Genomic DNA, 23,692 nt, shown 5'->3' on the forward strand with positions numbered 1-23,692 from the left:
ATTTGCGAGCTGTCCGAAGAGCAGGCAGAACGGGTTCTTGACGAGATCAGAGCGTCTGGGCTGCGCGCTATCAAAGCAAACTACTTGGAGAGGCGACGATTAACGGAGGAATGGCTCATTCGAGAACGGCGCCGACTGCTTGGGCCCACGAAGCTAGAGCGTCCGGTCTATTTCTTTCTTGGCGACTTTGCCGACGGCAAAGACCCGTCACGGCCAAGCTCACTCGTTATGCGACTGCGAGAGTTCCCACCGGAGACGCTCACTTTCACCTATCCGGACAGCATGGCAAGTCTTCCGATCGCGACGCGTGACGATCTTCGCCCCCAACGAAAGCGATACCACGGGCAAGTGTTTACTCTTGGTGAGATCGAAGCCGTCGTGGCCGAATTTTGGGATGCCCGGTGAGCGCTGGAAGACCGATCCAACGATGAAGTATGACAAGTTCATCGAGGTGCAGGTATGGGATGATCGCCCCATTAACGAGCGGCTGCTTCAGGTCGATTCCCCCCTCTCCCCTTAGCGATTGGGATGGCGCCTTTCGCAAAGGCCTCGACTTCCTGCTCGACGGGCTGGCACCAGGATAACGAACAGGAGCGTCATCCCGAGAAGCTTTCCTGGAGGCCGCTGAAGGCTGCTGCGATTGCAACAAGATGGAAGACGCCAAGGGCCAGCCATCTGGAGCCGCCGGCGCCCGCAACAAATGCCCCATAGGCAGGAAACTGCAGCGCAGCCAATCCGATGGAAAGGCTGGTGATCGTTGTGTTGGTCAAAAGCGTTGCCAGCATGGGGACCGGATAGAGAAGTCGCGCCAGCACATAGTCGCCATGCCCGGCCCCGGCCGAATAGAGCGCCAGGAAAAAGGCGACCGGCGTGACGCCGAGGCCGACAAGGAACCCTGCCCGCGAGGAGAATTTTGGCGACGTCATCTGGCCATGGCCATGGCAGCGGACGGGTCGCGGTCGTCAGGCGCGAGCTTGGACGAAGTGACAAGCAGCTTCTCCTGATCGGCCCGCGACTTCGGCTCGATCGCGATTTGCAGCAGAGGCCAGGGCGCGGCAGACTTCTCCATCATGACGCCATGGTTGCAGATTGATCGGGTGGCCGCAACGGAGGGGTCTACGCCCGGCCGGCCGCCCGGCCCGTCCCTTTCGCTTCCTGGCTGTGGACGCGCGCCAGAAAATCGCGCACCAGCGGAAGCGCCTCATCGAAATGGGTTTCGAGCAGCCAGTGGCCGGCGCCGCCGATGAGATGAAGTTCTGCTTCCGGCAAATCGCGGTGGTAGGCATGCGCCGATTGTGCCGGCATGTAACCATCCTCGGGGCCCCAGACAATGAGCGTCTGCGGTTGGTGCTCGCGCAGATAGCTCTGATAGCGCGGGAACCAGCCGAGGTTCGCCTCCAGCTTCTCCATCAGGCCGACCGCGAGCCGCCGGCGGATCGGCGTGTCCATCAAAGGCCAGTGGAGTTTCCAAAGATCGGGAGGCACGCGCTCGGCTACAGCGTAATCCACCTCTCCGACAAACTCGTGCCGGAACCCCTCCTCGCTCACCGCCTCTTCCAACGGCCGGTGCTTTTCGGGCGTCTTTTCCTTCCAATAGGCTTTTATCCCAGCGTATTTCGGCCCGAGAACATCCTGGTATATATCGCCGTTCTGGATAATGAGTGCGGCGATGCGCTCGGGATGTGCGATGGCGTGGCGCAGTCCGATCTGAGAGCCATAATCGTGCAGCCAGAGCGCATAGCGCGACGTGCCGAGCGCATCGGCGAAAGCTGTCAGAAACCCGGCATAGGCATCGAAATCATAGCCAAAGTCCGACATTTCGGGCGTGCCGCTGTAGCCAAAGCCGGGAAAGTCCGGCGCGAATGTATGCCAGCGATCGGCAAGTGCCGGCATCAACCTTCGGAATTGATAGGACGAGCACGGATAGCCGTGCGGCAGCAGGAGGACGGGAGCATCAGGCGGGCCGTCTTCGCGATAGAAGATGCTGTTTCCGTCAACGTCGATCCGGCGATGTTGCAATTCTACCTCCTTGCTCAAAGCTTGCCCGCCACTTTGTTTACGGCGCTCCGGCAAGAAGGTTCCCTTGAAGTCAGGGCGTGACGGCTTCCGGCTCTCCATTGCCCGACAGGATCTGCAGCGTTCCGCGCGTGGCGTTGCGGAACGCATCGTCGAAACTGACGCCACGTACCTGCCAGCGATACTCCTTATCCTTGAAGCTGAGCCGCCAGTCGCCGACCCAGCCCAGCGCTTCCTGGCGCCATACCAAAGTGCCGGCAAGCAGGGCGTCCCCATCCAGCGTGTTGGCCACGTCGGCGAGCGCGACGTCGGACGGCCGAGGCAACTCCAGCGGCAAACCGGTCCGGTGCGCCGCGTCCGCCAGCGCAACGCGCATATCCGCCGCAAGCTCGCCGCCGCCATCGCGCACCAGCGTGAAGCCGTCGCCTTTCATCGGCCTTACATCCAGCAGTGCGACGATTTTTGGCCGCGGCACCGCCCACGGTTTGCGCCCGAGCGACGCCAGCAAGGCATCGATCTTGTCCGGGTCGAAATCGGCGGTGATGTAATGCGGCCGGTCGTGGGTGCCCTGCTCGTCATGCGGCGGGCGGTTGTTGAGCAGGTCGCGGTAGCCGACACCAGTGACATAGTCGGCCGCGTGCCGGCTCATGTCCGCAACACGCGGGTCGCCGATCAGCCGCGGGTCGCCGGAAACCTTGACCAGCACCTCTTCAAGGCACGGCGCCAGGCCCCACGCCCGGTTCTCCTCGCCAGTGCCGCTGGTCACCGATTGCGCGCGGTAGAGGCTGGCGGCGCGGTCGATGTCGGCGGCAGCGACCGGAAAGACAATCAGCACAGCCAGCGCCGCTGCCACAAAGCCCAATTTCAAGCATCCAGGCACCCGCCGACCCTCCCGAAACGGTCCGGAACATCCGTTGGAGCCATACTCCTGATCATCAGGGAATTTCAAGGTGCCGCCCATCAAGGCGTATCGCCGACGATGCGCCGGTGTACGCCGTCCAGGCTCTCGGTGAGCGCCTCGAAGACGTTTCGCGCCGTGAGTTCGCGAAGAACCTGTTCGTTGATGCCGCCGCGCGTCGCATAGTCCTGCGCCAGATGCATGAAGTCGGCATCCGGCGACATATCAGGAGCGCTTCCCAAGGCTTTGAAAAGCGAGGCGATGTAGTCGCGCCCCTTTCCTTCCTCGACGCCATTCTTCTTGAGCCAGCTGTTGATCGTATCGAGATATCTGAAGTAGCTTGCATAGGTCGCGGTGACCACGCTCAGCGCATTGAATTCGGCTGGGTTCTCGACCTCGATCACTTTCCCCAGACTGCCGAACAAGGCAGCGACAGTGGCATCCGGCGGGCAGATGATCGTTGCCCCCAGCCGGTGGGCAATCATCGGCATGGGCAGCGCTTTCGTCACCTGGTGCGCGGGTGCGGTCAAGCCGGCAATCTCCTCGCGCGGCAGCGTGGCGATCAAGCTGATGAGGTGATGCTCGCGCCGAAACCGCAAACCCGGCAGGACGTCATGCGCAATTTGCGGCCGGACAGCCAGCATGACTAGGTCGCATTGATCGAGAACCGCCTGATTGTCATCAGCGATACACACATCCGGATAACGGGCTGCCAGCTCTGCGGCGATCTCTTCATTGCGCGGCGACAGCAGCACGGAGACGGAGTTATCCGCGACGGATTTGAGCCCGCTGACAATGGCCGCTGTAAGGGCACCCGTGCCGATGAAGCCAAGTTTCATCGCGCCTGTCTCTGGTTCATCGGTCACAGCGGCGCATGCTCGAGCCGTACCTGATAGCTCAGCACGCGCTTTTCACCGGGCGCGATCAGCATCACGCCCGGCTTGTCCGCGAACTCGCCATCGAAATCCACGGGGCTGGCAAGCCCGTGCCAGGGTTCGATACACAGGAACGGAGCGCCGCCCGGCTTCGACCAGATGCCCAATTCCTTAAAACCCTGCCACGACATCTCGATCGCCGCACCGTTCGCGGCGGCATAGCGCACGCTGGTGCTGGCCGGCCGGTCGAGGATCACGGCGTCTGCCTCGAACAGCTGTTCGGAAAGCGCCAGCGTTTTGCCTTCGATGGGCGTCGGCTGTGGTGCAGCCACCACCAGGCCATCCTTCAGCCGGCGGATCGGCGCCGGCTCGTTCTGGGCAAAGGTCAGGTGGTAGTCTGTCTTGGCGAGCCCCGGCTGCAATGGCCAATTGAAAGCCGGATGTGCACCGATGGAGGCTGGCAGCGTCTCGTCGCCGGTGTTGGCAATCTCGAAGCTCACACCAAGTTCGCGACGCTCGAGCGTGTAGGTGATGGCAAGGCGAAAGGCGAACGGATAGCGCGTGCGTGTATCGGCATCGTCGGTCAACACCAGCGAGCAGGATCGGGGACTCGTCTCAGCAGCCCACACAAACGGCTTGTCGCGGGCAAATCCGTGCTGCGTCAGGGGATAGACCTGGCCCCCATGGCGGAGCTGGTCGCCCTTCAGCCGGCCGACGATCGGAAACAGCACTGGCGAATGCCGCCGCCATTCCGGCCCGGCCTGCCACAAAAACTCCAGACCCTCGGCATTGCGCAAGGAGACGAGCTCGGCCCCCTGCCCGACAATGGTCGCCGAAATGCCGTCGCCGTGAAGCGTCACTTGTTCCATGCGTTCTCGCGGAAAGCTGCGTGCGAGCGGCAGGTTAGCAAAAGCCCGCATGGACTCAAGGGCGCAGCGACATCGCGCTGATAGAGGAGCGATGTCTCGACGGCAAAAACGACAGTGGCCGGAGATTCTCCTCCGGCCACTGCGAGATCGAGATTGTTGCCCTGCTACGGTTCGACTATTCGCGTTCGCCGGTGAAGTTCAGCAGCAGCTGGAAGATGTTGACGAAGTTCAGGTAGAGCGACAGCGCGCCGAAGACGGCGAGCTTCTGCTGCGATTCCGCGTCGAAATTCTCAGCATACTGTTCCTTGATCGTCTGCGTGTCCCAGGCGGTCAGGCCAACGAACACCGCGATGCCGATCACCGAAATGGCGAACTGCAGCGCGGTCGAGCCGAGGAAGATGTTGACGACGCTGGCGATCACCACGCCGATCAGACCCATGATCAGGAACGACGAGAACTGGGTCAGGTCGCGCTTGGTCGTGTAGCCGTAGAGGCTGGTGGCGCCGAACATGGTGGCGGTGATGAAGAAGGTGCGCGCGATGCTGGTGCCGGTGAAGACCAGGAACACCGAAGCCAGCGACAGGCCCATCACCGCGCAGAAGGCCCAGAACATCAACTGGGCGCTCGCCGCCGACATCGTCTGCATCTTGAACGAAAACAACAGCACGAAGGCGAGCGGCGCCAGCATCACCACCCATTTCAGCGGGCTGGAAAAGATCGGCACGTAGAGGGCCGGCGTCGAGGACACCACCATGGCAACGATGCCGGTGACGACGAGGCCGATGCCCATGTAGTTATAGACGCGCAGCATGTGGCTGCGCAGGCCCTCGTCATAGACGGCGCCGGCGCGCGCGCCAGTGCCCATGCGGTATCCGAGGTCAGGGGTATTCATTGCGGGTTCTCCTTATGTGGTCTCAGTAAAGCGTCTTGATCAGTAAAGTGTCCTGATCAGTAAAGTGTCTTGGCAAGCGTCTCGGCGGTGCGGTCGAGGTCGTGGACATCGCTGCGCGCGACGACCGCGTACGCGACCTCGCCGATCTGGAAATAGGCAGAGGAGATGTCGCCGGAGGGCGCGATGGCAGGCTTGACCACGTCGAAGGTTCCGGGCCGGATCGCAAACAGCGAGACCAGCCCCATATCCTTCGTCTCCAGCGCCACCTCGACGCTCGGCCCGAAGCGCGACGGATAGATCTGGACGTCGCGGACCTTCCAGTCCTTGGGCAGCGATGGCATGACGATTGCGGTGGCGGCGCGGATTTCGTCGCCATTGTAGTTGGGCGCCTCCAGCTGCGAGGGCATCGCCTCGCGCATGAGCGTCGTCTTGTGCGCCCGGATCGCTTCTTCGACATAGGCGGGCGGCGGCGGCGAAGCCACGACCTTGGTCACCAGCAGCGGCCCGAAGAGGCCGTTCGCCAGCCAGCCGGCAGCGACAAAGATGGCGACCGCGGCCGCCCGCTGCAGCACGGCGAAGACGCGGCGACTGGCCAGCCCCCTGCCCAGCCGGCGCGCGACTTCAGTCGTCGCCGGCCGCGCCATGCCTGTGGAAGCAGCCAGCGCCAGGCGCAGTTCGTCGCGCGTCCTCAAGTCGGACATCACCCGCGCCGCAGCCTCCGGACGAGCCGACAGGAACGCCTCGACCTCGATGCGGCGCGCGACATCCAGCTGGTCGTCGACATAGGCGTCGAGATCGGTATCGGTCACCGGGTCCCGCAACAGGTCGGTCATGACGGGTCTCCCACGATCCTCAGATGGCTTTTGGCCGGCGAAGGTGCAGCGTTTTCCATCTCGCGCAGTGCTGCGCGCGCCCTGCCGATACGCGACATCAGCGTGCCCAGCGGCACCCCGCTGGCGTCGGCGGCCTGCTGGTAGGAAAGGCCCTCGATGGCGACCAGATGCAGCGCCGAACGCTGCTCCTCCGGCAGACTGAAAAAGGCCTCGCGCACCTGCGCCAGTCGCACGGAATGTTCCTGCGGCGCCGGCGTGCTGGCATCGGTGAGATAGCCGGCCTGCTCGACACGCGCTGATTCCGACCGGCGCGAGCGCATCTTGTCGATGAAAGCGTTGTGGACGATCGACAGCAACCATGCCCGCAGATTGCCGCCCGAGCGGAATGTGTCGCGCCGCTCGTAGGCGCGCACCAGCGCATCGTGCACCAGATCCTCGGCGTCAGTGCCGTCGCGCGTCAGCGAGCGTGCGTAGCGCCTGAGCGAACCCAGCTGTCCGACAATATCGAAGCGTGGCATCGACCGTTTCATGCCCCGTTTACGAAACAGGCGGGGATCTTAATCCATCGCCACCAAAACTTTTTTGCGTCGCCACAATAGGCATCATGCAATCAGAAGTCCGCTGCGCACTTACCCATCTCCCGTGCGGCAGATGTTTGCTTTATGGATGAAGTCTAGCCTTATCCGTCTGTCCCAGGAGCAAAAGATGGCCAATGGTAGTCGTGTAACGGGTTTTGCAGCGTTGCCGATCGTCGGCAGGGTGTTCATCATCTTTGGCATTGTCGGACTGATCGCTTCCGGCGTGCTGGCCATCGTCGAGATGTACGGCCCTCGTACCGCTTCGGCGACAGGCAGGATTGTCGCCGCCGAATACAATCCCCGCATCGAGTTCTCGACCGCCGACGGCACCGTCATCCGCTTCAACAATGCCGTCCACAGCTCGTTCTGGGGTGATGGCGACAGCGTCCCTGTCGCTTACGACCCAACCAATCCGCAAAATGCCTCCGTCGACAGCTTCGCCGGACGCTGGTTCCTTGCCGGGCTGGCCGGCATGCTCGGCGGTTTCTCCCTGCTGACCGGCATCGGTCTCGCCGTGATTGGACGGGTGCTTATCCGGCGGATTGGAATGAACCCGTCGCCATAGCCGCCGACCCCTGCCGTACAGACAAAGCTTGGCGTAACGGTCCAGTACGCTAGCGGACTGGCGCAGATGGAAGCACTGGCGAAACGCGGCCGCTTTGCGTATTACTCCGCCGCCATTGGAGCCGTATTGATGTTCGAGACCCTGCAACCTGCCCCGGCCGACAAGATCATCGCCTTGATCGGCCTCTATCGCGCCGATCCGCGCCCCGGCAAGATCGATCTCGGCGTCGGCGTCTACAAGGACCGCGACGGCAGGACGCCGGTCATGCGCGCCCTGCGCGAGGCCGAGAAGCGGTTGCTGCAGGACCAGGACACCAAGACCTATCTCGGCCTTGCCGGCGACACCGGCTTCAACACGGCGATGGTCAAGCTGGCCTTCGGCCCCGCTGCCGACATGACGCGCATCCGCGCCGCGCAAGCGCCTGGCGGTTCCGGCGCGCTGCGGCTGGTGGCGGAGCTGTTGAAGCGGACCCGCCCCGACGCAACCGTCTGGCTGTCGGACCCGACATGGCCGAACCACCCGCCGGTGATGCGCGGGGCCGGCCTCAAGGTGCGCGATTATCCCTATTTCGATGCCGTTTCCGGCGCGGTGCGCTTCCACGAGATGCTGGCAACGCTTGGCGCAGCCGAGCCCGGCGATATCGTGCTGCTGCATGGCTGCTGCCATAACCCGACCGGCGCCAATCTCGATATCGCGCAATGGGCCAGCGTCACCGATCTTGTCGTCGAGCGCGGGCTGTTGCCCTTTGTCGACATTGCCTATCAGGGCTTTGGCGAAGGCCTGGACGCCGATGCGGCCGGCTTGCGCCTTCTCGCGGGCAAGGTGCCTGAAATGGTCGTTGCCTCGAGCTGCTCGAAGAACTTTGCCGTCTACCGCGACCGCGTCGGCGCGGCGATGATCCTGGCGAAGGATAGCGCGCAAGCCGATGTCGCGATGAGCCAGATGCTGGCGGCGGCGCGCGCCATGTATTCGATGCCGCCGGACCACGGCGCCGCCGCCGTGCGCATGGTGCTGGAAGATGATGGCCTTCGCGCCGACTGGGAGGCGGAGCTGGAGGAGATGCGGCTGCGCATGCTGAGGCTGCGGGTCCAGTTCGCCGACGCGCTGCGCCGGCAGTCCAACTCCGACCGCTTCGACTTCATCGCCAGCCATCGCGGCATGTTTTCCAGGCTTGGCCTGACCGAGGCGCAAGTCGAGCGGCTGCGTGCCGAGTATGGCGTCTACATGGTCGGCGACAGCCGCATCAACGTCGCCGGCCTGCCCGAGGACGGCATGGATGACCTCGCCAAGGCGGTTGTGTCGGTACTCGGCTGAAGCTCGCTGTGGACAATCTCCCCTCTCCGGCTGACGCCGTTGGCCGCACGACAGGCAGCGGGATAGCATTCGCCGCATGAAACCTTCGCGCGACATTTCCCGGCTGATCGAGATCATGGCGGCGCTCAGGGCGCCGAAGACCGGTTGTCCCTGGGACATCGAGCAGGATTTCTCGACCATCGCGCCCTATACGATCGAGGAAGCCTATGAGGTGGCCGACGCCATTGCGCGCGGCGATCTCGACGATCTGCGCGACGAACTCGGCGATCTCCTGCTGCAGGTCGTCTACCACGCGCAGATGGCTGAGGAAGCCGGCGATTTTGCCTTCGGTGATGTGGTCGAGGCCATCACCACCAAGATGATCCGGCGCCATCCGCATGTCTTCGGCGACGAGAAGGCGCGCAGCGCCGGCATGGCAAAGGGCATGTGGGAAAAGATCAAGGCTGAGGAAAAAGCCGAAAAGCGAAGTGCGCGCCTCGCCCGCGGCCTCGACCCCGAAGACCATGGCAAGGGTTTCCTGGACAGCGTGCCCGTCGCCCTGCCCGCTTTGACTCGTGCGCTGAAGCTGCAGGAAAAGGCAGCGCGTGTCGGTTTCGACTGGAGCGAGGCAGCACCCATCCTCGACAAGATCGAGGAAGAGATCGGCGAGCTGCGCGAGGCGCTGGCTAAGGGCGAAACGGCTGAGATCAAGGACGAATTCGGCGACATGCTGTTTGCCGTCGTCAATCTGGGGCGTCACCTCAAGCTCGATTCGGAAGCGGCGCTTAGCGGCACCAACGAAAAGTTCCGCTCGCGCTTCCACTATGTCGAGCGCGCGATCGATGCATCGGGAAGCACGCTCGAAAAAGCCACGCTGGACGAGATGGAAGTGCTCTGGCAGGAGGCCAAGGGCGTGAAATAATCAGGCTTACTGCCTGTTTTTGCGGTGCAATCGGCTTTCGATCTCTTGCCGGGCGGTGTGCGTGGCCTTGAGTGCGATGGTCGCGCTGCCATCCTCATTGTCTACCCGCGAAACGACGTCGCCATTGCGGTATAGCCAGTCGACAAGGCCGAACTGCGGCGGTTCGATCGTCACCGTCAATTCCTCGAGTTCGCCCGACATCCTGGTCTCGATCAGCGCCTTCAGCGCATCGATGCCTTCGCCGGTGACCGCCGAGATGGCGATCGGCGGCGCCTTGTTGGCGTCAGTGCCGTCGGCGAGCAGGCGCTCCCGGTTGCCGTCGTCGAGAAGGTCGACCTTGTTCCACACTTCGACGACGCGCTTGGCATCGCCGGCATCGACGCCGAGATCGGCGAGAATGCGCTCGACGTCCTCGGCTTGCGCTGCGGTATCCGGATCCGAAATATCGCGCAGGTGGATGACCAGATCGGCCTCGACGACCTCTTCCAGCGTGGCGCGGAAGGCGGCGACCAGATGCGTCGGCAGGTCCGAAATGAAGCCGACTGTGTCCGACAGGATGATCGGCGTGCCGTGCGGCAAGCGCACGCGGCGCAGCGTCGGGTCGAGCGTTGCAAACAGCATGTCTTCGGCCAGCACGTGGGCCCCGGTCAGCCGGTTGAACAGCGTCGACTTTCCGGCATTGGTGTAGCCGACAATCGCCACCACCGGGAACGGCACCTTCTTGCGCTTGGCGCGGTGCAGGTCGCGGGTGCGGCGCACCGTTTCCAGCTCATGCTTGAGCTTGATGATTTTTTCCTGCAGCTGCCGCCGGTCCGACTCGATCTGGGTTTCGCCGGGGCCGCCGAGGAAGCCGGCTCCGCCGCGCTGGCGTTCAAGGTGGGTCCAGCTCCGCACCAGGCGGCCCTTCTGGTAGTTGAGATGGGCAAGTTCGACCTGCAGCGTGCCCTCCTTGGTCCGCGCGCGCTCGCCAAAAATCTCCAGGATCAATCCGGTGCGGTCGAGCACCTTGGCATTCATTTCTTTTTCGAGATTGCGCTGCTGCACCGGCGTCAGCGGATGGTCGACGATGACCACTTCCGCGTGACCCTCTTTGACGATCTCGGCGAATTCCGCGACCTTGCCGCTGCCGAGCAAGGTTGCCGGGCGTGGATCGTTGACGGTGACCACCGCCGTGTGGATCAGATCCAGGTTGATGGCGCGGGCAAGGCCGACCGCTTCGTCGTGGCGCGCATCCGCCGAACGCGTCAGCCGTGGACGGTTCGTTTCGTCATCGTTGCGCTGATGCCGGGTAAGCACCGGCACAATGACAACCGCCCGGGTCGGACCTGTGGCTTCCGTCCCGGAATTATGTGCTGGTTTCCCGCGGACGCCGCGGTCCGCGTCTTTTTCACGTGCCAATCAGGCGCCCTGGCTTTCCTCGCCATCGAACATCTGAACCGGCTGGCTCGGCATGATCGTGGAAATGGCATGCTTGTAGACGAGCTGGGAGTGGCCGTCACGGCGCAGCAGAACACAAAAATTGTCGAAGGAAGTGACCACGCCGGTCAGCTTGACGCCGTTGATGAGAAAGATGGTGAGTGGATTTTTGCTCTTGCGAACAGAATTCAGGAACAGGTCCTGAAGGTTTTGCGATCGTTCCGCCATTGTTCTTGTCTTTCGCCGATCCCCTTCGGTTTGCAGGCTAATGCGCCAAATTAGCGGGCACATGTCAAGCTTGCAAACACCCCCTTGCCGTCAGTAACGACAAGCAGAACGAGATATATTGATGTGCAGTCCGTCTGTGCGGTTATCAGGCTGGACTTTTTTCCGCAACGTCAAAAAAGGCTTGCCGCAATGAAAGTGTTATCGAACCGGGGTGCCCATTGGCGACCACGGCACCGTCGATTGCCACGACCGGCATGGCGATTGTCGTTGCCGAACTGATGAAAGCTTCTCGCGCAGCCTTGGCTTCAGTGACTGAAAAACCGCGCTCCTCGATCGTCAACCCGAGCTTTGCCGCCACTTCGAACATGGTCGTGCGGGTGATGCCGCGCAGGATGCCATGCTCCGCCGGCCGGGTGACCAGAACGCCGTCCCTTGTAACGATCCAGGCGTTGGACGAGCCGCCCTCCTTGACGTTGCCATCGGTGTCGACGAACCAGGCCTCCTGGGCGCCGGCCTCCTTGGCCTTCTGCTTGGCCAGTACGTTGGGCAGCAGGCCGGTGCTCTTGATGTCGACCCGGTCCCAACGGTTTTCCGGCACGGTGATGACCTTGATGCCCGCCTCGGCTCGCTTGGCGGCCGCCGCCGGGTCGGCCTTTCTGGCCGTAATCACCAGCGATGACGGTGTATCGGCGGGGAAAACGAAGTCGCGGCTGGCAACACCGCGCGTAACCTGGACATAGACCAGGCCGTTGACGACGTGGTTGCGCCGGACGATTTCGCGCAGAAGAAGCGGCAGCACACCCTTGGTGACCGGCCAGTCGATCGACAATTCGCTAAGGGAGCGGCTCAGCCGGGCAAGATGGCGCGGCATGTCGACGATAAAGCCCTGCGCCACCTCGCAGACCTCGTAGACGCCGTCGGCGAATTGATAGCCGCGATCCTCGATATGCACGGCAGCGTCGGCGTGGGCGACATAGCGCCCGTTCACATAGGCAATGCGCGGCATGGGTGATCCCTCAGAAAAGTCCCGGTTTTTCTATGCGATTCCGCCGCTGCCGTAACCGGCAATTGAATGGGCCACAGCCCGCTGGACCAACAACAACGGGGGTCAGACCCCCAGCGACTTCAGTTTCCGGTGCAGCGCCGAGCGCTCCATGCCAATGAATTCGGCCGTCTTCGAGATGTTGCCGCCGAAACGGTTGATCTGGGCGATCAGATAGTCCTTCTCGAACTGTTCGCGCGCCTCGCGCAGCGGCAGCGCCATGATGTGCTGGTCGGACTGGTTCGGCGTGCGCGGCATGACATCGCCGATCTCCGACGGCAACAGGTCGGCGGTGATCGGCGCATCGATATCGTCGCCACGCGCCAGGATCATCAGCCGTTCGACATTGTTGCGCAGCTGGCGGACATTGCCCGGCCAGTTGTGCGCCTGCAGCACGGCAAGCGCATCGTCGCCGATGCGGCGCGGCTTGATGCCGGCCTGGCGAGCGATCTGCTTCATGAAATTGTCGACGAGATAGGGAATGTCCTCTCGCCGCTCGGCCAGGCCCGGCACCATGACCGGAACCACCGCCAGGCGGTGATAGAGGTCTTCGCGAAAACGGCCGTCGGCGATCATCGCCTCCAGGTTCTGCGAGGTCGAGGAGATGATGCGGACGTCGACCTTGACCCGCTTGGTGCCGCCGACCCGCTCGAACTGCTGTTCGACCAGCACGCGCAAAATCTTGTTCTGCGTCTCGCGCGGCATGTCGGCCACTTCGTCGATGTAGAGAATGCCGCGGTGCGCCTCTTCAAGCGCGCCGACCTTGCGCTCGGTGCCGTTCGATTCGGTACCGAACAGCTCGATCTCCATGCGCTCGGGCGTGATGTTGGCCGCGCTCAGCGTCACGAACGGCGCGCCCTTGCGCGTCGACAGCGTGTGGATGGCGCGCGCGGCGAGCTCCTTGCCCGAGCCGGACGGACCGATGATCATGACGCGGCTGTTGGTCGGCGCCACGCGCTCGATGGTCTGGCGCAGCTGGCTCATCGCCGACGACATGCCGATCAGGTCGAAGGTTTCGCCGCTGCGCTGCTTGAGGTCGGACACCTCGCGCCGCAATTTCGAGGTTTCGAGCGCCCGCTCGGCGATCAGGATCAGCCTGTCGGCCTTGAACGGCTTCTCGATGAAATCATAGGCGCCGCGGCGGATGGCCGACACCGCTGTCTCGATATTGCCGTGGCCGGAGATCATCACCACCGGCAGGCTCGGATGCATCGTCTTGATCTCGTCGAGCAGCGCCAGCCCGTCCAGGCGCGAGCCCTGCAACCAGATGTCGAGGAAAATCAGCCGCGGCGCCCGGTCGGCGATTGCCGCGAGCGCGCTGTCGGCATCGAATGCCGTGCGGGTTTCATGCCCTTCGTCGCTCAATATGCCCGCGACGAGTTCACGGATGTCTTCCTCGTCATCGACGATGAGAATATCAGACGCCATTACCGACCTTTTCAGTTTCTCGTTCGTGTTCCGTTTCGCCTTGACCGCGTGGCGGCGCGGTTGCGGCAGCTGGCGGCAGGATGATCGAGATCATCGCGCCGCGTCCACCGTGGAAATCCGCGGGCGCATCGTGCAATTCGAGCCGCCCGCCATGGTCCTCCACGATCTTCTTGACGATGGCGAGACCGAGCCCGGTGCCCTTCTCGCGCGTCGTCATGTAGGGCTCGAGCAGCCTTTGGCGGTTCTCGCGCGGCAAGCCTTTGCCATTGTCGATGACGTCGATTCTGATCGCGCCATTCTGCCGGGCAGCTTGAATCCGGATTATGCCGTGCGAACCGTCCTTTTGTTCCAGCCCGTCAATCGCCTCGGCCGCGTTCTTGATGACGTTGCCGAAAGCCTGCGCCATCAATCGGCTATCGAACGTGCCCTTGAGCGGTTCGTTGCCGAACACGCGTTCGAAAGCAATGTCGGCGCGGCTGACTTCGACCAGGAACGACGCCTCGCGCAGCGATTCACGCAGATCGATGGCTTTCATCTCGGGCTTGGGCATGCGGGCGAAAGCCGAGAACTCGTCGACCATGCGGCCGATATCCTCGACCTGCCGGATGATCGTGTCGGTGCACTGGTCGAAAATCTCGCGGTCCTCGGTGATGACCTTGCCGAAGCGTCGCTTGATGCGCTCGGCCGAGAGCTGGATCGGCGTCAGCGGGTTCTTGATTTCATGTGCGATACGCCGCGCCACATCCGCCCAGGCCGACGAGCGCTGTGCCTGGACCAGATCGGTGATGTCGTCGACAGTCACGACGTAGGATTTCTCCTCCTCGCCGTCGTCGCCGGCCTCGATGGTGATCTGCACGTTGAAGGTACGCTCGGCGCCGGTGCGATAGAAGGTGACCTGCTCGCGATAGACCGGCTTGCCGGATTTGCGGCCGATCTCGAAGACACGCCCGACATGCGGTAGCACGGCGGACAGGTTCTGCCCCAGCGCCGCCGTGGCCGATATGGCCAGCATCGTTTCGGCCGATTTGTTGACGATGGAGACGATGCCGTAGGGATCGACGCCGATGACGCCGGCGGTGACGCCGGCCAGCACCGCTTCCGAGAAACGACGCCGTTCGTCGATCAAATCCTTGGCCGACAGGATCTCGTTGCGCTGCGATTTAAGCTCCAGCAGCATCTTGTTGAACGTATCGCCAAGCGAGGCGACATCGCCGTCGGAAGGCCGTACCGGAACGGCGACATCGAGATTGCCGGTCGCAACCTCGTCAGCCGCGCCGATGAGTTGACGGATGGGCCGCACCAGACGGTCGGCCACCGCTATGCCGGTCCAGATGGCCGACAGGATGATGATCAGCGTCAGTGACAGATAGGGCAGCGCGAACGCCACCTGCGACGTCCGCCTGTTGTCTTCCAGGCCGCGATATTCGGCGGTGTTGGACTGGACGATCGCCCTCGCCTTGATCACTTCGGGGTCGACCAGGCGATTGGTGTAGAGGTAGAGGCCTTCGATCTCCCGCAGCTTGATGATGGCGCCCATGATGTTGCGCGTCTTCGGCTCGATCAGCACCGGTTTGCCGTCGGCCGCGGCGCTGACCGCGCCCTCCGGCGGTGGCGGCATAGAGAAATCCGCATCGGTCTTCGCGCTCATGACAAAGGAGCCGTCTTCCCTGACCAGCGCCGCATGCACCAGGCTCCTGCCCACGGCTTCCTTGTTCATCAGGTCGAGAAAGCCGGTTCGATCGAGGCCGTAAAGCGTGCGCGAGGCGTCTAGATCATAGGCCATCGACAGCGTCGTGCCCTGAAGATTACGAGCGTTTTCCTGCACATAGGCGTCGGCGATCGACAGCGACGAGTTGACGATCGCCTTGGTGCGGATTTCGAACCAGCGGTCGAGGCCGATATCGAGCGTGATCGAGGCAATGATGGCCACCATGATGGCGGGGATGGCCGCGACCAGCGCAAACATCGTCACGATGCGCACATGCAGCCGTGACGCCGCCTTGCCGTGCCGGCGCGCCATGGTGATGCGATGCACCTCGCGGCCGACCAGAGCAATCAGCGCCAGCACAAATAAGGCATTGGCCGCAATCAGCGTCAGCGTTGTGTTTGCGTCTGGCGTGATCGGCGTGGCGCCGACAAGAATCGCAAACGAGATTGCCGCCGTAACCAGCGCGCCGGCAATTGCCACAACGCCAGGCAACGCAAGCAGCCGCCGTCCATCCCTCTGGCCGGGTCTGCTGAAAAGCGGTTCGTTTGATGTGAGAGCTTGCGAAGCCATGTCGCCGTCTAAGAGCCAGTGATTGCGTTGGATGTATGCAACGCATTGTGGCGATTATGCAACAAGTGTGGCCGTGACGGAAATCTTTCGGCCGCCGATCCCCTGAAAAGGGGATGACCTCGCGTCACTTCGGGCAGCAGGCGCTCATGATCTCGACGATTTGTACACGTTGACACCCAGCTCGCGAATCTTCTTGCGCAACGTGTTGCGGTTGAGGCCCAGCAGTTCGGCGGCCTTGATCTGGTTGCCGCGGGTTGCCGTCATCGAGGCAAGGACCAGCGGATATTCGACCTCCGACAAGATGCGTTGATAGAGACCTGCCGGCGGCAAATCACCGGCAAAAGAGGCGAAATAGCGCTGCAGGAAGTGCTCCACCGCCTGGCCGATGGACAGATCGTCCGGGATCAAATTGCCGCCGCCGGGAATGACCGGCCTTTCGCCTGTCTTCAGTTCGGCCTCGATGATCTCGGCTGATATTTCGTCCTGCGAATAGAGCGCCGCAAGCCGGCGCACCAGGTTTTCCAGCTCGCGCACGTTTCCCGGCCACGGATAGCGCTTCATCAATTCGATGCCGCCGGTCGAAATGCGCTTGGTCTGCAAGCCTTCGCTGGCGCCGATCTTGAAGAAATGCCGCACCAGATCGGGAATGTCTTCCGACCTCTCACGCAAACCCGGCAGCCGAAGCGGCACGACGTTCAGGCGATAGAACAGATCTTCGCGGAAAAGCCCCTGGTTGATCAGCGTGCGCAGATCCTTGTTGGTGGCGGCGACGATGCGCACATCGGTCTTGATCGGGGTGCGCCCGCCGACCGTTGTGTATTCGCCCTGCTGCAGCACGCGCAGCAGCCGCGTCTGCGCCTCCATCGGCATGTCGCCGATCTCGTCGAGGAACAGCGTGCCGCCCTCGGCCTGCTCGAAGCGGCCGGTCGAGCGGTTCTGTGCGCCGGTGAAGGCACCCTTCTCATGACCGAACAGTTCCGATTCGATGAGGTCGCGCGGGATTGCCGCCATGTTGATGGCGACGAACGGACCGCCTCGGCGGCGGCCATATTCGTGCAGCGCGCGCGCCACCAATTCCTTGCCGGTGCCGGACTCGCCCGAGATCATCACCGTCAGATCGGTCTGCATCATGCGCGCCAGCATGCGGTAGATGTCCTGCATGGCGGCCGAGCGGCCGACCAGCGGCATGGCGTCAGGCTGTTCTTCCGGTCGCGTATCGATCTTCGGTCGGCGCGGCTCTGACAGCGCACGATTGACGATGTTGAGCAGCTCGGTCAGGTCGAACGGCTTCGGCAGATATTCATAAGCACCTGTTTCGGAAGCACGAATCGCCGTCATGAAAGTGTTTTGCGCGCTCATCACGATGACCGGCAGCTCCGGCCGGGCCTTCTTGATGCGGGGCAGCATGTCGAAGGCGTTCTCGTCCGGCATGACAACGTCGGTGATCACCAGATCGCCCTCGCCCGCCGCCACCCAGCGCCACAGCGTCGAGGCGTTGGAGGTCACGCGCACCTCATGGCCGACGCGCGACAGCGCCTGATTGAGCACGGTGCGGATGGCCGCATCGTCGTCGGCGACGAGAATATTGCCGCGAACCGTCATTTGCGGTCTCCTTCGCCTTCATCATCGGCAGTGTCGATGGGTGTTTCTTTCCAGGCCGGCATCAGGATTCGGAAGGTGGTGCCGCGCGGCGTCGAATCGCATTCGATGATGCCGCCATGCTCGCCGACGATTTTCGCCACCAGCGCCAGGCCGAGCCCCGAGCCGTTCGGCTTGGTGGTGATGAACGGATCGAACAGGATCGGCAGAATGTCTTCCGAAACGCCGGACCCATTGTCGCGCACGCAGAATTCAAGCGGTAGCGACACGCGGTCCTGGGTTCCGGGAACGGAAACGCGGATGCCCGGCCTGAACGCGGTCGACAGCACGATCTCGCCCTGCGGGTCGCCGCCGATCGCCTCGGCAGCATTCTTGACCAGGTTGAGAAACACCTGGATCAGTTGGTCGCGGTTGGCGAAAACCGGAGGCAATGATGGATCATAGTCCTCCAATATCCTGATTCGCTTGGCAAAACCGTTCTTCGCGATTGCCTTCACATGGTCCAGAACGACATGGATGTTGACAGGATAGCGGTCAATCGGCCGCTCGTCGGAAAACACTTCCATGCGGTCGACCAGGGAGACGATACGATCGGTCTCGTCGGTGATGAGGCGGGTCAGCGCGCGATCCTCGTCGGACGCCGAGAGTTCGAGCAGCTGTGCGGCGCCACGTATGCCGGACAGCGGGTTCTTGATCTCATGTGCCAGCATGGCGGCAAGGCCGGTGACCGAACGCGCGGCACCCCTGTGTGTCATCTGGCGGTCGATCTTGTCGGCCATCGAGCGTTCCTGGAACATCACCACGATCGAGCCTGGGAATTCCGGCACCGGCGCGACATAGAGATCGACGACCTTCTCGATGCCGAGACGCGGCGACGACACGTCGACACGGTATTCGTTGACCGGCGCACGGCGCTCGCGCACCTGATCGACCAGCTGCAGCAACGGGCTGCCGAACGGGATCAGCTTGGACAGTGTGTTGCGGGCAAGCATGTTGGCACTTGAACGGAAGAAGTCTTCCGCATCGGCATTGGCGTAGGTGATGAACCCGTCCGGATCGACCATGATGACCGGACGGCGGATGGTGTTCAGCACGATACTGGCGGCATCCGCCATGTCGGAGCTCGGTGTGACGGTGGCGTTCATGCGGCGCTCCGCAAGGGCGTGGCTTCGCCGGAAAACACCTCATGCAGCAAGGCAATGACGCGGGCGGGTTCGAAAGAGGTGAGGATGGCTTTCCGCCGCTCATCGGAAACGCCAGCAGAGTGGCGGTCGAGATACCAGCCGAGATGCTTGCGCGCCTGGCGCAAGCCGCTTTCGACGCCGTAAAGCGTCAGCATGTCTTCGTAGTGGGAAACGATGTAGTCCGCCATGGCTTGCGGGCTTTCCGGCACGCCGGAGGGCGCGTCGCCCGCAGCCGTTGCCGCGATGTGGCCCGCCGTCCATGGCGCGCCATAATGCGCGCGGCCGATCATCACCGCGTCGGCGCCCGACTGTTCAATGATTTCGGCGGCCTCCGCGGGCGAGCCCACATCGCCATTGGCGACGACCGGGATCGAGACGACGTCCTTGATGCGGGCGATGGCGCCCCAATCGGCCTTGCCTTGATAAAACTGGCAGCGCGTGCGCCCATGCACGGTCACCATTTTAACACCGGCCTCTTCGGCGCGGCGCGCCAAGACGGGTGCATTGAGCGCATTGTCGTCCCAGCCGAGCCGCATCTTGACCGTGACCGGCACCTGGACCGCGCCGATCACCGCTTCGATCAGCGACAGCGCGTGGTCGAGATCGCGCATCAGCGCCGAGCCGGCATAGCCGCCGGTCACCTTCTTGGCCGGGCAGCCCATATTGATGTCGATGATGTCGGCGCCCTCGCCGGCAGCGATGCGCGCGCCCTCGGCCATGTGCTCGGCCTCGCGGCCGGCAAGCTGGACCATATGGACGGGCAGCCCGGAATGACGGATGCGCAGGTCGCAGCCGGCCCTGCCCTTGGCAAGCTCGCCGCTCGCCACCATTTCCGACACGACCAGGCCCGCGCCATGCGCGTAGGTGCGCTGCCGGAACGGCTCGTCCGTTATTCCCGACATGGGCGCGAGGAAGACGCGGTTGCGGATCGTCACGCCGCCAATGTCGAGCGGCGAAGCCAATTTTGTCACTTCAGGCATGCACAAAAACCAAGCATATCGGATTGCTGCACATTCTCTAGCCATAAGAAAGGCATTGTGCAACGCGCAATGACGTCACATTGCGGCGCATTTGGGAAAATGCTGGCCTTCGCCATAAGCCGCGACTAAGCCTCTCGGCATGACAGACGCAAGCGAAAAACCGGCCGAGGCGACGACCGACAAGGTCGGCGTGGTCATCGTTGCAGCCGGCCGCGGCGCGCGTGCCGGACAGGCCGACGGGCCGAAGCAATATCAGCGCATCGGCGGCCGTGCCGTTATCGCGCGCACGCTGGAGACTTTCCTGGCGCATCCCGAAATTGGTCCCGTCGTCGTCGCGATCCATGCCGATGACCACGCGCTTTTCGACAAGGCAGCCGGCGTGTATGCCGAGCGGGTTACCGCCGTGGTCGGTGGCGAGTCGCGCCAGGCCTCGGTCCGGCTCGGCCTGCTGGCGCTGAGGGAACGTACGCCCGGCCGTGTCCTTGTCCATGACGCGGTGCGGCCGTTTGTCGACACGGCCCTGATCGACCGTATCATCGCCGCCATTGGCGAGCGCCAGGGCGCGCTGCCCGCTTTGCCCGTCGCCGATACGCTGAAGCGCGAGTCGGCCACCGGCATGATCGAGGAGACGGTGCCAAGGGCCGGCCTTCATGCCGCGCAGACGCCGCAAGGCTTTCCGTTCTGGCCGTTGCTCGCCGCGCACGAAAAAGCCCATCATCTCGGCAAGACGGATTTCACCGACGATGCCGCGATCGCCGAATGGGCGCATATTCCGGTGAAAATCGTTCAGGGGTCGCCGGACAACGTCAAACTGACCTGGGCAAGGGATATTGCGATGGCGGATCAGCGGCTTACTGGCGAGCGTTTTCCAGACATTCGCACCGGCAATGGCTATGACGTGCACGCCTTCGAGGCAGGCGACCATGTCACTCTGTGCGGCGTCGCCATTCCGCACGGCAAGAAGCTTTCGGGACATTCGGATGCCGATGTCGGCCTGCACGCGCTGACCGATGCGCTGCTCGCCACTTGCGGCGCCGGCGACATCGGCACGCATTTCCCGCCTTCCGATCCGCAATGGAAGGGCGCGGCGTCGAAGATCTTCGTCGAGCATGCGGCCAGGTTGGTGCGCGAACGCGGCGGCCGCATCGCCAATGCCGACATCACGCTGATCTGCGAGGCTCCGCGCGTCGGCCCGCATCGCGAGGCCATGACCAACGCGTTGTCGGCGATGCTGGGCATTTCCAGCGATCGCATCTCCATCAAGGCGACTACCAACGAAAAACTCGGCTTTGTCGGCCGCGAGGAAGGCATCGCCGCCATCGCCACAGCCAGTGTCGTCTTCCCCGGGGAGGTTCCCGCATGAACAACAGCGATCTTGCCAACGCCCTGCTCCAGGTCTGCCAGCAGCGCGGCATCATGCTGGCGACGGCCGAGAGCTGCACCGGCGGCATGATCATCTCGGCACTGACCGACATTGCCGGCTCGTCCGCTGTCGTCGATCGCGGCCTCATCACCTATTCCGATGAAGCAAAGATGGAGATGCTCGGCGTCTCGCCCGCCACACTCGAGGCGCATGGCGCCGTCTCGCGCGAAACGGTTCTGGAGATGGCGGAGGGCGCTCTGGCGCGCTCGCGCGCCGGGCTGGCGCTTGCCGTCACCGGCATTGCCGGCCCAGGCGGCGGCTCGCCGGAAAAACCGGTCGGCCTCGTCTGGTTCGGAGTTGCCCTAAGAGGTGGGCCGGTGGCTGCCGAGCTCAATATGTTTGCCGACAATGGCCGCGACTTCATCCGCCGTGAGACCGTCAAGCATGCGCTGGAGATCGGCATGCGCGCGCTCGGCGACACTCATGGGATGGGCGTCGTTCCGTAGATGACGTCCGCACGTTTTTCGAAGGCTTCGGAAAACATGCGGAAGGCGCGATCGAACATGGTGCCCATCAACACGCCGAGGATACGGCTCTTGAACTCGTAGTCGATGAAGAAGCGGACGTTGCAGCCGCCGCCGTCGGCCGGCTCGAAGCGCCAGATATTGCTGAGATATTTGAACGGCCCATCGATGTATTTGACGTCGATTGTGTTCTCGTCCGACTTCAGCAGCACCTGCGTCGTAAAGGTCTCGCGGATCGCCTTGTAGCCGATGCTCATATCGGCGAGGAGAATGGTGCGGCGATCACGCTCCTTGCTAGAGCGCACCGTCAGCGCCTCGCACAGCGGCAGAAATTCAGGATAGGTCTCGATATCGGCGACCAGCGCAAACATCTGCTCCGGCGTGTGGGCAACGCGGCGTGTGGCTTCGAATTTCGGCATTGAAGCAGGATTTAACTGGCTTTTTTGAGCTGCGCCTCACGCGCCGCCCGCAGCCTGGCGAAATCGTCACCGGCATGATGCGAGGAGCGCGTCAGCGGGCTCGACGCCACCAGCAGGAAACCCTTGGTCTTGCCGATCGTCGCGAAGGAGTTGAACTCCTCCGGCGTGACGAAGCGGATCACCGGGTGGTGTTTCTTCGACGGCTGCAGATACTGGCCAATGGTCATGAAGTCGACATTGGCCGAGCGCAGGTCGTCCATCAGTTGCAGGATCTCGTTGCGCTCTTCGCCGAGGCCGACCATGATGCCGGACTTCGTGAAGATCGACGGGTCGAGCTCCTTGACCCGCTGCAACAGCCGGATCGAGTGGAAATAGCGAGCACCTGGCCGCACCGTCAGGTAGTTCGACGGCACGGTTTCGAGATTGTGGTTGAAGACATCGGGCTTGGCCGCCACGACGATCTCCAGCGCGCCCTCCTTGCGCAGGAAATCGGGCGTCAGGATTTCGATCGTGGTCAAGGGCGTCGCTGCTCGGATCGCCCGGATAACCTCGGCGAAATGCTGCGCGCCGCCATCGGCGAGATCGTCGCGGTCGACCGAGGTGATGACGACATGGGTCAGCCCCATCTGCTTGACGGCATGCGCGACACGCGCCGGCTCATCGGCATCGAGCGCGGTGGGAATGCCGGTGGCGACATTGCAGAAGGCGCAAGCGCGCGTGCAGATCTCGCCCATGATCATGAAGGTGGCGTGCTTCTTTTCCCAGCACTCGCCGATATTGGGGCAGCCGGCCTCTTCGCACACGGTTACCAGCTCGTGCGACTTCACGATCTCGCGCGTTTCGGCATAGCCCTTCGACATCGGCGCCTTGACGCGGATCCAGTCGGGTTTGCGCAGCACGTCCTGATCAGGCTTGTGCGCCTTCTCGGGGTGCCGCAGGCGCGGCGCGTTGGCGATCGTGTCGAGAACAGTGACCATCTCAAACCTGACTTGTTGGCGTCTGCCCGTCGGCATTCGCCCTTCTGGCGTCATCTAGGACTTTTCGGTGCAAAGAAAAAGGCTGCGGCGGCGCATGCCGCCACAGCCTTTTTCGCATAGCGGGGATCCGGAGCAATTCCAGGAAAAGTGTGACACGGTTTTCCGTCCGGAATTGCGTCAGAAGAACGAGATAAAACGGCGAGCCGTTTTATCGGCGAATGAGCCGCCCGGCAAAGATCAGCAGGCAGGCGCCGATGAAGCCGGTGATCAGGTAGGCGAGCCAGCCGACTCCGAAGGGTTCGATGTTGAGCGCCCTGAGAATTGCGTTCAGCACCACCGCGCCGACAATGCCCATAATGATGTTCATCAAGACGCCGGTATTGCTCTTCATGACCATCTCGGCCAGCCACCCGGCCAAACCGCCGATGATGATGGCCGCAATCCAGCCCACGCCATTCACGTCCATATGCCAACTCCTCCAGTGTCAGGTGAAAATGCATCCGGAAACGAACT

The 23,692-nt window shown here is 62.9% G+C and carries 26 protein-coding genes; 6 read left to right on the forward strand and 20 right to left on the reverse strand.

Features of this window, described 5'->3' with window-relative positions; all coding sequences use genetic code 11:
* Window positions 1-307: 307 nt before the first annotated feature.
* On the forward strand, window positions 308-520 hold the full coding sequence (locus ACYG97_RS09260; RefSeq protein ID WP_156937202.1) for a hypothetical protein: 213 nt from the start codon (window positions 308-310) through the stop codon (window positions 518-520).
* A 76-nt stretch (window positions 521-596) separates the two neighbouring features.
* On the opposite strand, the gene ACYG97_RS09265 is transcribed toward ACYG97_RS09260, so the two are convergent.
* The 9 genes from ACYG97_RS09265 to ACYG97_RS09305 form a co-directional block, all read right to left on the reverse strand.
* Window positions 597-926, reverse strand: a complete 330-nt coding sequence (locus tag ACYG97_RS09265) for a hypothetical protein (RefSeq protein ID WP_023734022.1) — start codon at window positions 924-926, stop codon at window positions 597-599.
* Window positions 923-1,072, reverse strand: a complete 150-nt coding sequence (locus ACYG97_RS09270; protein WP_023696109.1) for a hypothetical protein — start codon at window positions 1,070-1,072, stop codon at window positions 923-925. Before ACYG97_RS09270 ends, ACYG97_RS09265 begins: the two co-directional genes overlap by 4 nt.
* Before the next feature lie 44 nt (window positions 1,073-1,116).
* Window positions 1,117-2,037: an alpha/beta fold hydrolase gene (locus ACYG97_RS09275; protein WP_245260832.1), complete on the reverse strand. Its 921-nt coding sequence runs from the start codon at window positions 2,035-2,037 to the stop codon at window positions 1,117-1,119.
* Between the two features lie 52 nt (window positions 2,038-2,089).
* Window positions 2,090-2,869: a DUF2066 domain-containing protein gene (locus ACYG97_RS09280; protein ID WP_245260834.1), complete on the reverse strand. Its 780-nt coding sequence runs from the start codon at window positions 2,867-2,869 to the stop codon at window positions 2,090-2,092.
* Window positions 2,870-2,976: 107 nt separating this feature from the next.
* Window positions 2,977-3,780, reverse strand: a complete 804-nt coding sequence (locus tag ACYG97_RS09285; protein WP_245260828.1) for a pyrroline-5-carboxylate reductase — start codon at window positions 3,778-3,780, stop codon at window positions 2,977-2,979.
* The gene (locus ACYG97_RS09290) at window positions 3,777-4,658 is read right to left on the reverse strand and encodes an aldose 1-epimerase family protein (RefSeq protein ID WP_023734025.1); all 882 of its coding nucleotides are present in this window, start codon (window positions 4,656-4,658) and stop codon (window positions 3,777-3,779) included. The genes ACYG97_RS09285 and ACYG97_RS09290 overlap by 4 nt, the downstream gene beginning before the upstream one ends.
* Before the next feature lie 175 nt (window positions 4,659-4,833).
* Window positions 4,834-5,550 (reverse strand): Bax inhibitor-1/YccA family protein, encoded by a 717-nt coding sequence (locus ACYG97_RS09295; protein WP_023668937.1) that lies wholly within the window; start codon window positions 5,548-5,550, stop codon window positions 4,834-4,836.
* Between the two features lie 56 nt (window positions 5,551-5,606).
* Window positions 5,607-6,383 carry an anti-sigma factor family protein gene (locus ACYG97_RS09300; RefSeq protein ID WP_023691287.1) on the reverse strand — a complete coding sequence of 259 codons (777 nt, stop codon included), beginning with the start codon at window positions 6,381-6,383 and terminating at the stop codon, window positions 5,607-5,609.
* Window positions 6,380-6,913 (reverse strand): sigma-70 family RNA polymerase sigma factor, encoded by a 534-nt coding sequence (locus tag ACYG97_RS09305; protein ID WP_023668935.1) that lies wholly within the window; start codon window positions 6,911-6,913, stop codon window positions 6,380-6,382. The genes ACYG97_RS09300 and ACYG97_RS09305 overlap by 4 nt, the downstream gene beginning before the upstream one ends.
* A gap of 175 nt (window positions 6,914-7,088) precedes the next feature.
* Here ACYG97_RS09305 and ACYG97_RS09310 point away from each other — a divergent pair, with 175 nt between their 5' ends.
* The 3 genes from ACYG97_RS09310 (at window position 7,089) to mazG (ending at window position 9,741) form a co-directional block, all read left to right on the forward strand.
* Complete coding sequence (locus tag ACYG97_RS09310) at window positions 7,089-7,526, forward strand: DUF3592 domain-containing protein (RefSeq protein WP_023706554.1); 438 nt, start codon at window positions 7,089-7,091, stop codon at window positions 7,524-7,526.
* Window positions 7,527-7,655: 129 nt separating this feature from the next.
* Window positions 7,656-8,840 carry an amino acid aminotransferase gene (locus ACYG97_RS09315; RefSeq protein WP_023734026.1) on the forward strand — a complete coding sequence of 395 codons (1,185 nt, stop codon included), beginning with the start codon at window positions 7,656-7,658 and terminating at the stop codon, window positions 8,838-8,840.
* Between the two features lie 76 nt (window positions 8,841-8,916).
* Window positions 8,917-9,741 carry a nucleoside triphosphate pyrophosphohydrolase gene (gene mazG, locus ACYG97_RS09320; protein ID WP_023734027.1) on the forward strand — a complete coding sequence of 275 codons (825 nt, stop codon included), beginning with the start codon at window positions 8,917-8,919 and terminating at the stop codon, window positions 9,739-9,741.
* Window positions 9,742-9,747: 6 nt separating this feature from the next.
* Here the strand turns inward: mazG and hflX are convergent, their stop codons facing one another.
* From hflX to dusB, 8 genes are all read right to left on the reverse strand, one after another.
* Window positions 9,748-11,139, reverse strand: coding sequence for a GTPase HflX (hflX, locus tag ACYG97_RS09325; RefSeq protein WP_023734028.1), 1,392 nt, complete (start codon window positions 11,137-11,139; stop codon window positions 9,748-9,750).
* Entirely contained in the window at window positions 11,140-11,385 is a 246-nt protein-coding gene (gene hfq / locus ACYG97_RS09330; protein WP_006202172.1) for an RNA chaperone Hfq, read from the reverse strand.
* 145 nt (window positions 11,386-11,530) lie between these two features.
* Window positions 11,531-12,391, reverse strand: a complete 861-nt coding sequence (locus tag ACYG97_RS09335; RefSeq protein WP_023734029.1) for a D-amino-acid transaminase — start codon at window positions 12,389-12,391, stop codon at window positions 11,531-11,533.
* Window positions 12,392-12,493: 102 nt separating this feature from the next.
* Window positions 12,494-13,855: a nitrogen assimilation response regulator NtrX gene (gene ntrX / locus ACYG97_RS09340; protein WP_023668929.1), complete on the reverse strand. Its 1,362-nt coding sequence runs from the start codon at window positions 13,853-13,855 to the stop codon at window positions 12,494-12,496.
* Window positions 13,845-16,133 carry a sensor histidine kinase NtrY-like gene (locus tag ACYG97_RS09345; RefSeq protein ID WP_023668928.1) on the reverse strand — a complete coding sequence of 763 codons (2,289 nt, stop codon included), beginning with the start codon at window positions 16,131-16,133 and terminating at the stop codon, window positions 13,845-13,847. Before ACYG97_RS09345 ends, ntrX begins: the two co-directional genes overlap by 11 nt.
* 144 nt (window positions 16,134-16,277) lie before the next feature.
* Complete coding sequence (gene ntrC / locus ACYG97_RS09350; protein WP_023668927.1) at window positions 16,278-17,735, reverse strand: nitrogen regulation protein NR(I); 1,458 nt, start codon at window positions 17,733-17,735, stop codon at window positions 16,278-16,280.
* The gene (locus ACYG97_RS09355; RefSeq protein WP_023706549.1) at window positions 17,732-18,877 is read right to left on the reverse strand and encodes a two-component system sensor histidine kinase NtrB; all 1,146 of its coding nucleotides are present in this window, start codon (window positions 18,875-18,877) and stop codon (window positions 17,732-17,734) included. The genes ntrC and ACYG97_RS09355 overlap by 4 nt, the downstream gene beginning before the upstream one ends.
* The gene (gene dusB, locus ACYG97_RS09360) at window positions 18,874-19,896 is read right to left on the reverse strand and encodes a tRNA dihydrouridine synthase DusB (protein ID WP_023734030.1); all 1,023 of its coding nucleotides are present in this window, start codon (window positions 19,894-19,896) and stop codon (window positions 18,874-18,876) included. The genes ACYG97_RS09355 and dusB overlap by 4 nt, the downstream gene beginning before the upstream one ends.
* 139 nt (window positions 19,897-20,035) lie before the next feature.
* On the opposite strand from dusB, the gene ACYG97_RS09365 reads away from it, so the two are divergent.
* Both ACYG97_RS09365 and ACYG97_RS09370 read left to right on the forward strand, forming a co-directional pair.
* Entirely contained in the window at window positions 20,036-21,259 is a 1,224-nt protein-coding gene (locus ACYG97_RS09365; protein ID WP_023682550.1) for a bifunctional 2-C-methyl-D-erythritol 4-phosphate cytidylyltransferase/2-C-methyl-D-erythritol 2,4-cyclodiphosphate synthase, read from the forward strand.
* Complete coding sequence (locus ACYG97_RS09370; protein ID WP_023734031.1) at window positions 21,256-21,765, forward strand: CinA family protein; 510 nt, start codon at window positions 21,256-21,258, stop codon at window positions 21,763-21,765. Before ACYG97_RS09365 ends, ACYG97_RS09370 begins: the two co-directional genes overlap by 4 nt.
* Here ACYG97_RS09370 and ACYG97_RS09375 read toward each other — a convergent pair.
* The 3 genes from ACYG97_RS09375 to ACYG97_RS09385 all read right to left on the reverse strand — a co-directional run bounded on the left by ACYG97_RS09375 (window position 21,741) and on the right by ACYG97_RS09385 (window position 23,645).
* Window positions 21,741-22,202 carry a type II toxin-antitoxin system RatA family toxin gene (locus ACYG97_RS09375; protein ID WP_023734032.1) on the reverse strand — a complete coding sequence of 154 codons (462 nt, stop codon included), beginning with the start codon at window positions 22,200-22,202 and terminating at the stop codon, window positions 21,741-21,743. The two genes, ACYG97_RS09370 and ACYG97_RS09375, sit on opposite strands and share 25 nt — an antisense overlap.
* A gap of 11 nt (window positions 22,203-22,213) precedes the next feature.
* A complete protein-coding gene (gene lipA / locus ACYG97_RS09380) occupies window positions 22,214-23,179 on the reverse strand; it encodes a lipoyl synthase (RefSeq protein WP_023734033.1) in 966 nt (321 codons plus the stop codon).
* Window positions 23,180-23,387: 208 nt separating this feature from the next.
* A complete protein-coding gene (locus tag ACYG97_RS09385) occupies window positions 23,388-23,645 on the reverse strand; it encodes a GlsB/YeaQ/YmgE family stress response membrane protein (protein ID WP_023668920.1) in 258 nt (85 codons plus the stop codon).
* Window positions 23,646-23,692: the final 47 nt, after the last annotated feature.

This window comes from Mesorhizobium sp. W067 (assembly GCF_054719525.1).

Coding starts and splice junctions, on each gene's coding strand:
- ACYG97_RS09265 (WP_023734022.1), bottom strand. CDS start 926: ATGACGTCGCCAAAATTCTCCTCGCGGGCAGGGTTCCTTGTCGGCCTC.
- ACYG97_RS09270 (WP_023696109.1), bottom strand. CDS start 1,072: ATGATGGAGAAGTCTGCCGCGCCCTGGCCTCTGCTGCAAATCGCGATC.
- ACYG97_RS09290 (WP_023734025.1), bottom strand. CDS start 4,658: ATGGAACAAGTGACGCTTCACGGCGACGGCATTTCGGCGACCATTGTC.
- ACYG97_RS09295 (WP_023668937.1), bottom strand. CDS start 5,550: ATGAATACCCCTGACCTCGGATACCGCATGGGCACTGGCGCGCGCGCC.
- ACYG97_RS09300 (WP_023691287.1), bottom strand. CDS start 6,383: ATGACCGACCTGTTGCGGGACCCGGTGACCGATACCGATCTCGACGCC.
- ACYG97_RS09305 (WP_023668935.1), bottom strand. CDS start 6,913: ATGAAACGGTCGATGCCACGCTTCGATATTGTCGGACAGCTGGGTTCG.
- ACYG97_RS09310 (WP_023706554.1), top strand. CDS start 7,089: ATGGCCAATGGTAGTCGTGTAACGGGTTTTGCAGCGTTGCCGATCGTC.
- ACYG97_RS09315 (WP_023734026.1), top strand. CDS start 7,656: ATGTTCGAGACCCTGCAACCTGCCCCGGCCGACAAGATCATCGCCTTG.
- mazG (WP_023734027.1), top strand. CDS start 8,917: ATGAAACCTTCGCGCGACATTTCCCGGCTGATCGAGATCATGGCGGCG.
- hfq (WP_006202172.1), bottom strand. CDS start 11,385: ATGGCGGAACGATCGCAAAACCTTCAGGACCTGTTCCTGAATTCTGTT.
- ACYG97_RS09335 (WP_023734029.1), bottom strand. CDS start 12,391: ATGCCGCGCATTGCCTATGTGAACGGGCGCTATGTCGCCCACGCCGAC.
- ntrX (WP_023668929.1), bottom strand. CDS start 13,855: ATGGCGTCTGATATTCTCATCGTCGATGACGAGGAAGACATCCGTGAA.
- ACYG97_RS09345 (WP_023668928.1), bottom strand. CDS start 16,133: ATGGCTTCGCAAGCTCTCACATCAAACGAACCGCTTTTCAGCAGACCC.
- ntrC (WP_023668927.1), bottom strand. CDS start 17,735: ATGACGGTTCGCGGCAATATTCTCGTCGCCGACGACGATGCGGCCATC.
- ACYG97_RS09355 (WP_023706549.1), bottom strand. CDS start 18,877: ATGAACGCCACCGTCACACCGAGCTCCGACATGGCGGATGCCGCCAGT.
- dusB (WP_023734030.1), bottom strand. CDS start 19,896: ATGCCTGAAGTGACAAAATTGGCTTCGCCGCTCGACATTGGCGGCGTG.
- ACYG97_RS09365 (WP_023682550.1), top strand. CDS start 20,036: ATGACAGACGCAAGCGAAAAACCGGCCGAGGCGACGACCGACAAGGTC.
- ACYG97_RS09370 (WP_023734031.1), top strand. CDS start 21,256: ATGAACAACAGCGATCTTGCCAACGCCCTGCTCCAGGTCTGCCAGCAG.
- ACYG97_RS09375 (WP_023734032.1), bottom strand. CDS start 22,202: ATGCCGAAATTCGAAGCCACACGCCGCGTTGCCCACACGCCGGAGCAG.
- lipA (WP_023734033.1), bottom strand. CDS start 23,179: ATGGTCACTGTTCTCGACACGATCGCCAACGCGCCGCGCCTGCGGCAC.
- ACYG97_RS09385 (WP_023668920.1), bottom strand. CDS start 23,645: ATGGACGTGAATGGCGTGGGCTGGATTGCGGCCATCATCATCGGCGGT.